Annotated in this window: 12 protein-coding genes; 5 read left to right on the forward strand and 7 right to left on the reverse strand. The window is 72.2% G+C overall.

The features are described 5' to 3' along the window. Positions 1–10: 10 nt before the first annotated feature. The 4 genes from BJ968_RS07095 to BJ968_RS07110 all read left to right on the forward strand — a co-directional run bounded on the left by BJ968_RS07095 (position 11) and on the right by BJ968_RS07110 (position 5,072). On the forward strand, positions 11–1,843 hold the full coding sequence (locus BJ968_RS07095) for an FAD-binding protein (protein WP_179750462.1): 1,833 nt from the start codon (positions 11–13) through the stop codon (positions 1,841–1,843). Continuing rightward, a complete protein-coding gene (locus BJ968_RS07100) occupies positions 1,843–2,682 on the forward strand; it encodes a succinate dehydrogenase iron-sulfur subunit (RefSeq protein WP_179750464.1) in 840 nt (279 codons plus the stop codon). The genes BJ968_RS07095 and BJ968_RS07100 overlap by 1 nt, the downstream gene beginning before the upstream one ends. A 92-nt stretch (positions 2,683–2,774) precedes the next feature. Further along, the gene (locus BJ968_RS07105; protein ID WP_179750466.1) at positions 2,775–3,386 is read left to right on the forward strand and encodes a methyltransferase domain-containing protein; all 612 of its coding nucleotides are present in this window, start codon (positions 2,775–2,777) and stop codon (positions 3,384–3,386) included. 30 nt (positions 3,387–3,416) lie between these two features. Further along, positions 3,417–5,072, forward strand: coding sequence for an ABC1 kinase family protein (locus BJ968_RS07110; RefSeq protein ID WP_179750468.1), 1,656 nt, complete (start codon positions 3,417–3,419; stop codon positions 5,070–5,072). A gap of 36 nt (positions 5,073–5,108) precedes the next feature. Here BJ968_RS07110 and BJ968_RS07115 read toward each other — a convergent pair whose 3' ends face one another. From BJ968_RS07115 to BJ968_RS07125, 3 genes are all read right to left on the reverse strand, one after another. After that, positions 5,109–6,128: a TauD/TfdA family dioxygenase gene (locus BJ968_RS07115; RefSeq protein WP_343077876.1), complete on the reverse strand. Its 1,020-nt coding sequence runs from the start codon at positions 6,126–6,128 to the stop codon at positions 5,109–5,111. 79 nt (positions 6,129–6,207) lie between these two features. Further along, positions 6,208–7,470 (reverse strand): formaldehyde dehydrogenase, glutathione-independent, encoded by a 1,263-nt coding sequence (gene fdhA, locus BJ968_RS07120; protein WP_179750470.1) that lies wholly within the window; start codon positions 7,468–7,470, stop codon positions 6,208–6,210. Between the two features lie 100 nt (positions 7,471–7,570). Continuing rightward, positions 7,571–8,038, reverse strand: coding sequence for a MarR family winged helix-turn-helix transcriptional regulator (locus BJ968_RS07125; protein WP_179750472.1), 468 nt, complete (start codon positions 8,036–8,038; stop codon positions 7,571–7,573). A 61-nt stretch (positions 8,039–8,099) separates the two neighbouring features. On the opposite strand from BJ968_RS07125, the gene BJ968_RS07130 reads away from it, so the two are divergent. Then, entirely contained in the window at positions 8,100–8,723 is a 624-nt protein-coding gene (locus BJ968_RS07130) for an MBL fold metallo-hydrolase (protein WP_179750474.1), read from the forward strand. On the opposite strand, the gene BJ968_RS07135 is transcribed toward BJ968_RS07130, so the two are convergent. The 4 genes from BJ968_RS07135 to BJ968_RS07150 form a co-directional block, all read right to left on the reverse strand. Beyond that, a complete protein-coding gene (locus BJ968_RS07135) occupies positions 8,713–10,182 on the reverse strand; it encodes a GH1 family beta-glucosidase (protein ID WP_179750476.1) in 1,470 nt (489 codons plus the stop codon). The genes BJ968_RS07130 and BJ968_RS07135 overlap by 11 nt on opposite strands. Before the next feature lie 28 nt (positions 10,183–10,210). Continuing rightward, positions 10,211–11,104 carry a carbohydrate ABC transporter permease gene (locus BJ968_RS07140; RefSeq protein ID WP_179750478.1) on the reverse strand — a complete coding sequence of 298 codons (894 nt, stop codon included), beginning with the start codon at positions 11,102–11,104 and terminating at the stop codon, positions 10,211–10,213. After that, positions 11,101–12,078: a carbohydrate ABC transporter permease gene (locus tag BJ968_RS24235; RefSeq protein ID WP_179750480.1), complete on the reverse strand. Its 978-nt coding sequence runs from the start codon at positions 12,076–12,078 to the stop codon at positions 11,101–11,103. The genes BJ968_RS07140 and BJ968_RS24235 overlap by 4 nt, the downstream gene beginning before the upstream one ends. 74 nt (positions 12,079–12,152) lie before the next feature. Then, positions 12,153–13,472: an ABC transporter substrate-binding protein gene (locus BJ968_RS07150; protein ID WP_179750483.1), complete on the reverse strand. Its 1,320-nt coding sequence runs from the start codon at positions 13,470–13,472 to the stop codon at positions 12,153–12,155.

Raw genomic sequence — 13,472 nt, forward strand, 5'->3', positions numbered from 1 at the left:
GAGCAGCACCATGCAGACGCACCAGTTCGACGTCGTCATCGTCGGCGCGGGCGGCGCGGGGATGCGCGCGGCCCTGGAATCGGGCCAGCGGGCCCGCACGGCCGTGCTCACCAAGCTCTACCCGACGCGCTCGCACACCGGTGCGGCCCAGGGCGGCATGTGCGCCGCGCTGGCCAACGTCGAGGAGGACAACTGGGAGTGGCACACCTTCGACACCGTCAAGGGCGGTGACTACCTCGTCGACCAGGACGCCGCCGAGGTGATGTGCAAGGAGGCCATCGACGCGGTCCTGGACCTGGAGAAGATGGGCCTGCCGTTCAACCGCACGCCCGAGGGCAAGATCGACCAGCGCCGCTTCGGCGGGCACACCCGCGACCACGGCAAGTCCCCCGTGCGCCGGTCCTGCTTCGCCGCCGACCGCACCGGTCACATGATCCTGCAGACCCTCTACCAGCAGTGCGTCAAGCACGAGGTGGAGTTCTTCAACGAGTTCTACGTCCTGGACCTGCTCCTCGTCCCGACCACCGAGGCGAAGACGGGCACCGAGATCGAGGGCGCCGCCGACCAGCCCGGCCTGCGGACCCCGCCGAGCATCGGCACCCCCGGCGACCAGCGCATCGCCGGCGTCGTGGCGTACGAGCTGGCCACCGGCGAGATCCACGTCTTCCAGGCCAAGTCGGTCGTGCTCGCCACCGGCGGTGCGGGCAAGGTCTACAAGACGACCTCGAACGCGCACACCCTCACCGGCGACGGCATGGCCATCGCCTACCGCCGCGGCCTGCCGCTGGAGGACATGGAGTTCTTCCAGTTCCACCCGACCGGCCTGGCGGGCCTGGGGATCCTGCTGTCCGAGGCCGCCCGCGGCGAGGGCGGCATCCTGCGCAACGCCGACGGCGAGCGGTTCATGGAGCGCTACGCCCCCACCATCAAGGACCTCGCCCCGCGCGACATCGTCGCCCGGTCGATGGCCAACGAGGTGCGCGAGGGCCGCGGCGCCGGGCCGAACAAGGACTACGTCCTGCTCGACCTGACCCACCTGGAGCCGGCGCACATCGACGCCAAGCTGCCCGACATCACCGAGTTCGCCCGCACCTACCTGGGCGTCGAGCCGTACACCGAGCCCGTCCCGGTCTACCCCACCGCGCACTACGCGATGGGCGGCGTGCCGACGAACGTCGACGCCGAGGTGCTGCAGGACAACACCCGCGTCGTGCCCGGCCTGTACGCGGCCGGGGAGGTCGCCTGCGTGTCGGTGCACGGCTCGAACCGGCTGGGCACCAACTCCCTGCTCGACATCAATGTCTTCGGCCGCCGCGCCGGCATCGCCGCCGCGGAGTACGCGAACAAGGCCGAGTGGATCGCCGTGCCCGAGGGCTCGGAGGTCCCGGTCGTGAACTGGATGGCCGAGCTGCGCGACCGCCCCCAGGGCGAGCGCGTCTCCGACATCCGGCGCGAGCTGCAGGAGACGATGGACGCCAACGCGCAGGTGTTCCGCACCGAGGCCACCCTCAAGCAGGCCCTCACCGACATCGAGCGGCTCAAGGAGCGGTACTCGCGCGCCTCCGTCCAGGACAAGGGCAAGCGGTTCAACCTCGACCTCCTCGAAGGTCTCGAGCTGGGCTTCCTGCTCGACCTCGCCGAGGCCATGTGCCTGGGTGCCCTGGAGCGCAAGGAGTCCCGCGGCGGCCACTTCCGCGAGGACTACCCCAACCGCGACGACGTGAACTACATGCGGCACACGATGGTCTACCGCGAGCCCGCCGCCGACGGGTCCTACACCACGCGCCTGGACTTCAAGCCCGTCGTCCAGACCCGCTACCAGCCGATGGAGCGCAAGTACTGATGTCGACGTTCGAGACGAGCCCGCAGGAGACCAACGCCGAAGCGGCGTCGGCCAAGTCGGCCGAGACGGCTCGCAGCGGTTCCGGCAGGAAGGCTCCCGTCGAGGGTCAGGGCGGCACCGGCGAGATCCCCTCGTTCACCGTCACCCTGAAGCTGCGCCGGTACGACCCGGAGAAGGACTCCGAGCCGCACTGGGAGACGTACGACCTCACGATGCACGGCACCGACCGCGTGCTCGACGCCCTGCACAAGGTGAAGTGGGAGCAGGACGGCACCCTGACGTTCCGCCGCTCCTGCGCCCACGGCGTCTGCGGTTCGGACGCCATGCGCATTAACGGCCGCAACCGGCTCGCGTGCAAGACGCTGCTGAAGGACCTCGACATCAAGAAGCCGATCGTCGTGGAACCCATCAAGGGCCTGCCCGTCGAGAAGGACCTCATCGTCGACATGGAGCCGTTCTTCGCGGCCTACCGCGAGGTCATGCCGTTCCTCATCACCAAGGGCGCCGAGCCGACCCGCGAGCGCATCCAGTCCCAGGCCGACCGCGAGCGCTTCGACGACACCACCAAGTGCATCCTGTGCGCGGCGTGCACGTCGAGCTGCCCGGTGTTCTGGAACGACGGCCAGTACTTCGGCCCCGCCGCGATCGTCAACGCGCACCGGTTCATCTTCGACAGCCGCGACGTCGGCTCGGACCTGCGCCTGGAGATCCTCAACGACAAGGAGGGCGTGTGGCGCTGCCGCACGACCTTCAACTGCTCCGAGGCGTGCCCGCGCGGCATCCAGGTGACCCGCGCCATCGCCGAGGTCAAGCAGGCGCTGATCGCCCGCAAGCTCTGACCCACCGCGCGCAGGGCCCGTCCGGACGTCCCGGGCGGGCCCTTCGTCGTCCCCGGCGACCCGCTCCCCCGCCCGGGCCGTAGGCTCCCCGCGTGCCGGAGCTCGTCGAACGTTCGCTGTCGGTGGCCGGGCGGGCGCTGGACCTGCTGCTGCCCCGCGACCTGGAGGAGCTGTTCACGCCCCGGGCGTACGCCGACGAGCGGTTCGCGCCGTACTGGGCCGAGCTGTGGCCGAGCGCGCTGGCCCTGGCCGACGCCGTGGCCGCGGTGGCGCCGGGCACGCGGACGCTGGAGCTCGGCTGCGGCCTGGGCGTGCCGTCCCTGCGGGCCGCGCTGGCCGGGCACGACGTCACCGCGACCGACTGGACCCCCGACGCGGTGGCGCTGCTGGAGGGCAACGCCGCCCGCAACGGCGCCCGCCTCGCGGTGCGCGCCTGGGACTGGACGACCGACCCGGCGCCCCTGGACCCGCCGTTCGACCTCGTCGTGGCCGCCGACGTCCTCTACGAGCGCGCGCAGGTCGGCACGGTCCTCACGGCGCTGCCCGCGCTGGTGGCCCCCGGCGGGCAGGTGTGGGTCGCCGACCCGGGCCGTCCCGCCGCGCGCGAGTTCACCGCGCGGGCCGCGCGGGACTGGGCGGTGGACCGGGTGCCGCACGCCGGGCCGGCCGAGGTGGCGATCCACCGGCTGCGCGCGCCTGCGTAGAGTGCGGGCAGGGCCACACCGGGGAGACGCATGCGCCACCAGGACCGCTACCTGCAGATCAGCCGGATCCTGTCCCGGCACGGCCTGGGCTACTTCATCGACGCCCTGGGGCTCGAGCGGTGGGTGCGCACGGACTGGGACCTGTTCGGCCACCCCCGCGAACGGGAACGGCACACCCGCGCCGAGCACGTCCGGCTCGTCATGGAGGAGCTCGGCCCGACGGCCGTCAAGATCGGGCAGATCCTCTCCACCCGCCCCGACCTGCTGTCCCCCGCGTTCCAGCGCGAGCTGGAGAAGCTCCAGGACAGCGCGAGCCCCGTGCCGTGGGAGGTCGTCCGCGCCGCCGTCGAGGAGGAGCTGGGCGCGGACCCGGAGGAGCTGTTCGTCCACTTCAGCCGCGACCCCCTGGCCAGCGCCTCGATCGGGCAGGCCCACACCGCGGTCCGCGAGGACGGCACGCAGGTCGTCGTGAAGGTCCGCCGCCCCGGGGTCGTCGAGGAGGTGGAGGGCGACCTGGAGATCCTGCGGACCCTCGCCGTCCAGGCCTCGCGCCGCTGGTCGGTGGCGGCCGACTACGACGTCGTCGGTCTGGCCACGGACTTCGCCGACACCCTCCGGGCCGAGCTGGACTACCTGTCCGAGGGGCACAACGCCGAGCGCTTCGCGCGCAACTTCCACGGCGACCCCGACATCCGCGTCCCCCAGGTCTACTGGGAGACGACGACGTCGCGCGTCATCACGCTGGAGCGGTTGCACGGGATGAAGATCAGCGACACCGCAGCGCTGGAGGAGAACGGGATCGACCGGTCCGCGCTGGCCGCGCGCGCGACGCGGCTGCTGGCGGACATGGTGTTCGAGCACGGGTTCTTCCACGCCGACCCGCACCCGGGCAACTTCCTCATCGAGCCGTCGGGACGCATCGGGCTGCTGGACTACGGGATGGTCGGGGAGGTCGACGAACGCTCCCGCGAGCACCTGGCGATGCTGCTGGCGGCCTTCGACCGCCGCGACCCCGCCCGGATCGCGGCGGCGTTCGCGACCATCGGCGTCACCGAGCACCGCGTCGACCGGGTGCGCCTGACGACCGACTGCGCGCACCTGCTGCGCACCTACGAGGGCCTGCCGCTGGGACGCATCAAGGTCGGCGACATCGTCCGGGACGTGCTGGAGATCCTGCGCCGGCACCACCTGGCCCTGCCGCGCAACCTGGCCCTCGTCGTCAAGATGATCGTCATGACGGAGGGGCTCGGCGCGAGCCTGGACCCGGACTTCCAGCTCGGGCGCATCCTCGGCCCGTACGCGCGGCGCCTCGTCCGGCGGCACTTCGACCCGCTCGTGCTGGCCAAGCGCGTCCGGCAGGCCGGGGTCGACGTGGCCCAGCTCGGCGTCGAGCTGCCCGGCCAGCTCGGCCGGCTCCTCGACGTCCTGGACCGCGACGGGATCTCCGTCTCGTTGCGGACCGACGAGCTGGACCCGCTGGTGGCGCGGCTGGAGCGGATCGGCAACCGCCTCGTCGTCGGCCTCGTCGTCTCCGCGGGGATCGGGGCCCTCGCCACCCTCGGTTCCACCGACCCCGAGCGGCTGAAGCCGCACGAGACGAAGGTGGTCGCGGTGGGCGGGGCGGCCCTGGCGGGCCTCACGGGTTACCTGGGCTGGACCGCCCGCGGCCACCGCCGCCGCCGCTGACCCCTCGCCGGGGTCAGCGGGTGCGCCGACGAGGGGTCAGGAGAAGCTGGCCTGCACGACGCGGCCGCCGCCGGGGCGGGCGAACCGGGAGCGCCGCAGGTCGCGGACGACGAAGCCGCGGGTGATGAAGCGGTCGGTCCCGTCGAAGCGCGGCGCGAACGGGGACCGGCCGTGCATGGCGCGCAGGTTGTCCAGCAGCAGGACGTCGCCGGGCTGCAGGGTGACGGCGTGCCGGTGGGCGACGTAGACCTCCAGCACGCGTTCGAGCAGCGCCTGCGCGTGCTTGGTGATGCCGTGCATGAGGTCCTGGTCGACGAGCATCGTCGGGTCGTCGACGTCGCCGGACAGGATCGGGAACGGACCGCGCACCTCGCGGGTGTCGAGGAAGTCGGCGAAGGACTCGTCGACCAGGGTCGTCCACAGCGGCCGGAACAGCTCCATGACGTCGGTGGGGTCGACGTGGGCGAGCAGGTCCAGGGCGCGGAAGGCGTAGGTCGCGGCGTCGGCGTCGCCGCGCAGGCAGCCCAGGACGACGTAGTCGGGCCGCAGGTCGGAGAAGCACTGCTCGGTGTGGGCCTCCAGCTCCACGCGCGAGCCCTGCGACTGCTGGGTCGCGGCGAGGCGGGCGTTGGGGACCATGTCCTGCAGCAGGTGCCCGTGGCCCTCGGCGGCGTAGCCGACCATGTGCCCGAGGGCGTGGCTGACGACGGCCTGCTGGCGGGCGAGCAGGGTGCGCGCGCCGACGCCGCCGGTGTTGTCCGGCGGGGTGGCGGGCAGGTCCCCGACGTCCAGGCCGCGCAGCACGAGCACGCCGGAGTCGGAGCCGCGCTCCTCGAAGGCCCACAGGGTCTCGGCCAGGCCCTGCGGCAGCTCGCGGGCGAGCAGCCGGGCCTGGCGGCCGAAGGCCTCGGGTTCGGTCACGGGGTCGGCGGTCACCCGTGAGCCCAGGGCGGCGAGCGCGGACCGCTCCTCCACCGCGAGCTCACGCAGGGTCGGCACCACGGCCGAGGAGTCGAGGAACACCGAGGACACGAGCAGCTCCCATCGTCGACGCACGTCAGTGTGCGGGTCACACCGTAGCGCGTCGAACGATGGGCAGTCTGCCCAGTCCACTCCTCGATGTCTAGGCAGATTGTCAGCGCTTGATCATGCCGTGCGGGTCGATGACGAACTTCTTGGGAGCGCCGGCGTCGAACTCGGCGTAGGCGGCCGGGGCCTCGTCCAGCGAGATCGGGGTCGCGCCGACGGCCTTCGCGATCTGCACCTTGTCGTGCAGGATCGCCATCATCAGCTGGCGGTGGTACTTCATGACCGGGCACTGGCCGGTGGTGAACGACAGCGACTTGGCCCACCCGGTGCCCAGGTCCAGCGACAGGGAACCGCGCTTGGCCGCCTCGTCGACCCCGCCGGGGTCGCCCGTGACGTACAGGCCGGGGATGCCCAGCGCTCCACCGGCCTTGGTGAGCTGCATGAGCGAGTTCAGCACCGTCGCCGGGGCCTCCGTCGCCGAGCCGGCCCCGTGGCCGCGGGCCTCGAAACCGACGGCGTCGACGCCGGCGTCGACCTCGGGGACCCCGAGGATCTGCTCGATCTGGTCCTTCGGGTCGCCCTGCGACACGTCGACGGTCTCGCAGCCGAAGCTGCGGGCGCGCGCGAGCCGGTCGGCGTTCAGGTCGCCGACGATCACGACGGCCGCCCCGAGCAGCTGCGCACCGACCGCGGCGGCCAGGCCCACGGGACCGGCCCCGGCGACGTACACCGTCGACCCCACGCCGACGCCGGCGGTGACCGCGCCGTGGAACCCCGTCGGGAAGATGTCCGAGAGCATCGTCAGGTCGAGGATCTTCTCCATGGCCTGGTCCTTGTCGGGGAACCTCAGGCAGTTGAAGTCCGCGTAGGGCACCAGGACGTACTCGGCCTGGCCGCCGACCCAGCCACCCATGTCGACGTACCCGTACGCCGAGCCGGGGCGGTCGGGGTTGACGTTCTCGCAGATGCCGGTCTTGCGCTCCTTGCAGTTCCGGCACCGGCCGCAGGCGATGTTGAACGGCACCGAGACGAGGTCGCCGACCTTCAGGAACTCCACGTCGCGGCCGACCTCGACGATCTCGCCGGTGATCTCGTGGCCGAGGACGAGGTTCGGCGGGGCGGTCGTGCGGCCGCGGACCATGTGCTGGTCCGAGCCGCAGATGTTCGTCGCGACGAGCTTCAGGATGACGCCGTGGTCGACCTTGCGGCCGACGTTGGCGGGGTTCACGCCCGGGCCGTCCTTGAGCTCGAAGGTCGGGTAGTCGATGGTCTGGACCTCGACCCGGCCGGGGCCGAGGTAGGCGACGGCCCGGTTGCCGCTGGGCGTGGCGCCGTTGACGCTGAGGTCGGACGCGGTGGTGGTCGACATGGCGGGGACCCCTCTCACGGGCGCCGACACCGGTGTCGGCGCTGTGGGGCCACCCAACCGCCGCCCGGCCGGTCGCGCAAGGGCGGACCGGCGGCGCCGGTCACCCCCGCGGGGGGCGGGAGGCGGTCAGGAGCGGTTCGCCGAGCGACCCGCCGAGCCGCTCGGTGAGGTGGGCGAGGACGTGGACGGCGTCGGCGAGGGTGTCGAGGTCGGCCGGCCTCAGGTGCTGCCGGAGGCCGTCGGCGATGCGCCGGACGCGGCCCTCGCGGTCGGCCCGGAGCACCGCGCGCCCCTCGTCGCTGAGGTCGAGCAGGACCTTGCGCCCGTCGGCGGGGTGGGGCGTGGTGGTGAGCCAGCCGAGCCCGACGAGCTCCTTGACGGTGACGGCCATGGTCTGCGGGCGTACGCGGCGGCGGGCGGCGAGGTCGGAGGACGTCATGGCGCCCTCGCGGTCGAGGGTGCCCAGCACGACGGAGCGGATGGGCGGCAGGGCGTTGTCCTCGTTGACGGAACGGCCGAGCGCGCCGAACACCAGGCGCAGGTCGTGGGCGAGGTCCCGGGTGTCCATGGGACGAGGCTACCGCAAACCTTCAGTGACAACTGAACAGTTTCGACTGTAGGGTTTCGGCATGGAGCTCACCAAGCACACCCACGCCACGGTCGTCCTCACCGAGGGCGGTTCCTCGCTGCTGATCGACCCGGGCGCCTACACGCCGAACACGCCGGACCTCCTGGCCGCCGCCGACGCCGTGCTGTTCACCCACGACCACCCCGACCACGTCGACGCCGACGCCCTGCGGGCCGAGCTGGCCCGGCGCCCCGACCTGCCCGTCTTCGGCCCCGGCTCCGTGGCCGACGCCGTCGAGGGCGTCCGCCACGTCGGCGCCGGCGACGAGTTCGACGCGGCGGGTTTCACCGTCACCGTCTTCGGCGGGCAGCACGCCCCCATCCACCCCGACCTGCCGCCGGTGGAGAACGTCGCGTTCCTCGTCGACGGCACGGTCTTCCACCCCGGCGACGCCTACGAGGTGCCCGGCGTGGAGGTGCGGACGCTGCTGGTGCCCACGAGCGGGCCGTGGGCCAAGCTCAGCGAGGGCGTCGACTTCCTGCGCGCCGTGAAGCCGCAGCGGGCCATCGCCATCCACGACCTCATGCTCTCCGAGCCCGGTCAGCAGAGCACGTCGCAGTTCACCGAGCAGCTGACCGGGACGCCGCTGGAGATCGTCCCGGTCGGCTCCACCGTCACCCTCTGAGCGCCGCCGGCACCGCGTTGGCCGCCACGACCGTGGCGTACCACAGGGCGCTGTCCTTCAGGGTGCGCTGCTGGGTCGCGTAGTCGACGTGGACGATGCCGAACCGCTTGGAGAACCCGTAGCTCCACTCGAAGTTGTCCAGGAAGGACCACAGGTAGTAGCCGGTCACGGGGGCCCCGGCCTCCACGGCGTCGAGCACGGCCGCGAGGTGGTCGCGCAGGTAGCGGGTGCGCTCGACGTCGTGGACCTGCCCCGCGGTGACGACGTCGTCGTAGGCGGCGCCGTTCTCGGTGACGAGCAGCTCCAGGCCGGGGTGCTCGCGGTGCAGGCGCAGCAGCAGCTCGGTCATGCCGCGCGGGTCCACGCTCCAGCCCATGGCCGTCCGGTGGCCGGGCAGCTCGGGGAACTCGACGTCCTCGCAGGCCACCCAGGGGCTGTGCGCGCTGTTCCCGTGCCCGTCGGCCTCGGCCCGCGGGGCCGCCCCGTCCCAGGCGCGCACCACGGTCGGGCTGTAGTAGTTCACCCCCAGCACGTCCAGCGGCTGGTGGATGAGCGCCAGGTCGCCCTCGTGCACGAAGGACCAGTCGGTCGCGGCGGCGGTGTCGGCCAGCACGTCGGCCGGGTAGCTCCCGTGCAGGACCGGGTCGAGGAACACCCGGTTCTGCAGCCCGTCGACGCGGCGCACCGCGTCGGCGTCGGCCTTGCGCGAACCCTCGGTGCGCACCCACGCCAGGTTCAGGGTGAGGGCGACGCGCGCGCCGGGCGCGGCCCGGCGGACCGCCGCCGCCCCCAGCCCGTGGGCCAGGTTGAGGTGGTGCACCGCGGCCAGCGCCGCGGCCGGTTCGGTGCGGCCCGGGGCGTGCACGCCGGAGGCGTAGCCCAGGTACGCCGAGCACCACGGCTCGTTGAGGGTGATGAACGTCCGCACCCGGTCCCCCAGGGCCGCGGCGACGACCTCGGCGTACTCGGCGAACCGCTCGGCGGTCCGGCGCGACGTCCAGCCCCCCGCGTCCTCCAGGGCCTGCGGCAGGTCCCAGTGGTACAGCGTGACGGCCGGCTCGATGCCCGCGGCCAGCAGCTCGTCCACCAGCGTCGAGTAGAACGCCAGGCCCGCCCCGTTGACCGGGCCGAGGGCGTCGGCGCTCACCTGCGGGGTGATGCGCGGCCAGGCGACGGAGAACCGGTAGGAGGCCAGCCCCAGCCGCTTCATGAGGGCGATGTCCTCGCGGAACCGGTGGTAGTGGTCGTCGGCGACGTCGCCGGTGTCCCCGCCGGCGACGCGGCCGGGGGTGTGGCTGTAGGTGTCCCAGATGGAGGGGGTGCGGCCGTCCTCGGCCACCGCTCCCTCGACCTGGTAGGCGGCCGTGGCGGTGCCCCAGACGAAACCGGGCGGGAAGCTGCGCGCCCCGGTGCCCTCGGCGGTCTCGACGGCGGTGGGGTTGTCTTCGGTGGTGGTCACGGGGTCCTCTCGGGAAGGGGTGGGACGGTCAGCCCTTGACCGCGCCGGCGATGATGCCGCTGACGATCTGCCGGCCCAGGAGCAGGAACACGACGATGACGGGCAGGGTGCCGACGAGGGTGCCGGCCATGATGATCGAGGTGTCCGGGACGTAGCCGCTGCCCAGGTTGTTCAGCGCCACCTGGACCGTCGGCGTCGTGGAGTTCAGCGTGATGACGGGCCAGAAGAAGTCGTTCCAGCTCGTCATGAAGGTGAGCATGCCCAGCACGGCCATGCCCGGGCGGGCGATGGGCAGGACGATGCTGACGACGGTGCGCGTCGAGGACGCCCCGTCGACCTTGGCGGCCTCCAGCAGTTCGTCCGGCAGGGTCTGGACGAGGTACTGCCGCATGAAGAACACGCCGAACGCGCTGACCAGGGTCGGCAGGATCACCGACTCCAGGCGGCCGGCCAGGCCCCAGTCCGACATCAGCTTGTACAGGGGCACCACGCCGAGGGACGGCGGGATCATGAGGGTGCCGATGGTGATGGCGAACAGGGCCTTCTTGCCGCGGAACCGGAGCTTGGCGAAGGCGAACCCGGCGAGGGTGCAGAACAGCAGGGTCCCGGCCGTCGTGATCCCGGAGACGATGAGGGAGTTCACGATGGACAGCCCGATGGCCTGCTGGTCCAGCGCCGTCGTGATGTTCTGCCACAGGTAGGGGCCGGGCAGGAACGGCGGCGGCGAGGTGTTCATCTCCGCCATGGGCCGGCTGGCGGCCACGACCATGTAGTAGAAGGGCACGATGAACAGGAACGCCGTGACGACGAGCAGCACGTACGTCACCGGTCCCGCGGCGTCGGGGGCGCGGTAGCGCCGGCGCCGGCCACCGGGGGGCGGCGGCGCGGCCAGGGCGGCCTCGCGGACGGTGGTGGCGCTCATCGGCGGGCTCCTTCGGTGTCGCGGTCCCGCCAGCGGGCGAGGGCGGTGTTGAGCAGGACCAGGACGACGATGAGCAGGAACGTCACCCAGGCGATGGTGGCGGCCCGGCCCAGGGCGCCGAACGCCCACCCCTGCTGGTACATGAACAGCCCCAGCGTCTGGTACTGGTTCAGCGCTCCCCCGTCGACCCCGCCGAACAGCAGCGGCTCGCCGAACAGCTGCGTCGCACCGATCGTGGAGACGACGACGGTGAACAGGATCGTCGGGCGCAGGCCCGGCAGGGTGACGTGCACGAACTGCTGCCAGCGGTTCGCCCCGTCCAGCGCGGCGGCCTCGTACAGGTCGGTGGAGATGGACTGCATGCCGGCCAGGTAGATGAGGGCGTTGTAGCCGGTCCAGCGCCACGTGACGATGACCGCGATCGCGATCTGGGCGCTGAGGTCGCCGTTGCGCCAGTCCAGCCCGTCGAGCCCGACGAGGGACAGCAGCCAGTTCGCCAGCCCGCCGTCGCGGCCGAAGATCTGCGCGAACACCAGCGTGGAGGCGGCCACCGAGGTCGCGTACGGCATGATCATCGAGACGCGGAACACGTTGCGCGCCCGCATCCGGTAGTTCAGCAGGTGCGCCAGGCCCAGGGCCAGCAGCAGCTGCGGCACGGTGGACAGGATGCCGATGGTGATCGTCTTGAGCAGCGCGTTGTAGAACTTCGGGTTGGTGAACAGCCAGGTGTAGTTGTCCCAGCCCGTCCACTCCGGGTCCGACCCCAGCTCGTAGCGGTGGAAGCTGATCCACATCGTGTAGACGAGGGGGAAGAGCCCGAAGGCGAGGAACAGCAGGAAGAACGGGGCGACGTAGGCGTAGGGGGCGGTGACGCCCTCCAGGCGGAACAGCCGCGACCGCAGGCTCGGGCGGGGTCCGGGGGTCGCGCGGGGACCGGCGGGGGCCGGGGGCGCGGTCGTGCTCGGTGTGCTCACGCGGGTCTCCTCGCGAGGTCGGCGGGGTGGTCCGGGGCGGGCGCCGCGCGCGGCGCCCGCCCCGGGGTTCGGCCTCAGCCGATCTGGTTGGCGAGGTCCTTCGAGGCGGCCTGCCAGGCGTCGGCGGGGCTCACGCCGTTGGTCTCGACCGACAGCAGGGACTGCACGAGGGAGGACTTCACGACGGCGTCCTCCTCACCGAGGATCTGTGTGGGGGCGGCCTCGGCGGCGGCGGAGAACACCTTCCCGATGGGGGCGCCCTGGAAGTACTCGTCGGTGGCGCCGGAGACGAGGTCGAACGCCCCCGTGTTGGACGGGAAGTTCCCGCCGACGCCGAAGACCTTGGCCTGCTGCTCGGGGTCGGTCAGCCACTTCACGAGCTTGGCGGCCTCCTCGGTGTTCTTGCTGGACTTGGGGATGCCCAGGTACGAGCCGCCCCAGTTCCCGCCGGCCCCGCCGGGCAGGGAGGTGAGGTTCCACTTGCCCGCGCCGGCGTCACCGGCCTTGCCCTTGATGTAGCCGACCATCCAGGCCGGGCAGGCGATCGTGGCGAACGCGCCGCCACCGAAACCCTTGTCCCAGGCGGGGTCCTCGAACTGCTCCAGCTTGGCCGTGAGGTTCTCGGCGGCCGCGGTCGCGGCGGTGTCGAACGCCTTCTTCACGGCCGGGTTGCTGTCCCACACGAGCTCGCCGGAGGAGTCGTAGTAGATCTCCTCCTCGGTGGACACGATGGCGTTGTAGAACCCGCCGGCGGAGTCCATCCAGGCGGTGCCCGCGGGCGCCTTGGCCTTGAACTCCCGGCCCAGGGCGAGGTAGTCGTCCCAGCTGCCCAGCCGGGCGGCCAGCTGCGCCGGGTCGGTGGGCAAACCCGCCTGCCCGAGCAGGTCGCTGCGGTAGCACAGCCCCATGGGGCCGATGTCGGTGCCCAGGGCCAGCACCTTCCCGTCCTCGGTGGTGGCGGCGGCCGACTTCCACTCGGGGTAGTTGGCGACCTGGTCACCGGCGGGGGTGCCCTTGAGGTCGGTCCACTTGTCGCCCTGGTTGGCCACGACGTCGGCGATGCGGCCGACCTCGATGCCCTGCACGTCGGCGGCCCCGTTGCCCGAGGCCAGCTTGGTCTGCAGCGCCGGCCAGTAGTTGTTCTCCCCCTGCGTCGACTCGTACTGGATGGTGACGTCGGGGTTCTGCTTCTCGTACTCGTCGAACAGACCGGCCTCCTCGTAGCCGAAGGTCCCGAAGAGGCTGACCGTCAGGTTGGTCTTGCCGTCGGAGGCGCTGGCGTCGCTCGCGCCGGAGGAGGCGGTGCTGCAGGAGGTGATGAGCAGCGCGCCGACGAGGGTGGTCGCGGCGGCCGCGAGGGCCTTGCTGCGCGTGGTGGGCCGTGCAGTGGTCAT

The organism is Kineococcus aurantiacus, from assembly GCF_013409345.1.
GTDB classification, from domain to species: Bacteria; Actinomycetota; Actinomycetes; order Actinomycetales; family Kineococcaceae; genus Kineococcus; species Kineococcus aurantiacus.

Excerpts from the sequence above, each read along its gene's own strand:
- fdhA (WP_179750470.1), bottom strand. The coding sequence starts at position 7,470 with ATGTCGACCACCACCGCGTCCGACCTCAGCGTCAACGGCGCCACGCCC.
- BJ968_RS07140 (WP_179750478.1), bottom strand. The coding sequence starts at position 11,104 with ATGAGCGCCACCACCGTCCGCGAGGCCGCCCTGGCCGCGCCGCCGCCC.
- BJ968_RS07130 (WP_179750474.1), top strand. The coding sequence starts at position 8,100 with ATGGAGCTCACCAAGCACACCCACGCCACGGTCGTCCTCACCGAGGGC.
- BJ968_RS07150 (WP_179750483.1), bottom strand. The coding sequence starts at position 13,472 with ATGACCACTGCACGGCCCACCACGCGCAGCAAGGCCCTCGCGGCCGCC.
- BJ968_RS07100 (WP_179750464.1), top strand. The coding sequence starts at position 1,843 with ATGTCGACGTTCGAGACGAGCCCGCAGGAGACCAACGCCGAAGCGGCG.
- BJ968_RS07125 (WP_179750472.1), bottom strand. The coding sequence starts at position 8,038 with ATGGACACCCGGGACCTCGCCCACGACCTGCGCCTGGTGTTCGGCGCG.
- BJ968_RS07095 (WP_179750462.1), top strand. The coding sequence starts at position 11 with ATGCAGACGCACCAGTTCGACGTCGTCATCGTCGGCGCGGGCGGCGCG.
- BJ968_RS07110 (WP_179750468.1), top strand. The coding sequence starts at position 3,417 with ATGCGCCACCAGGACCGCTACCTGCAGATCAGCCGGATCCTGTCCCGG.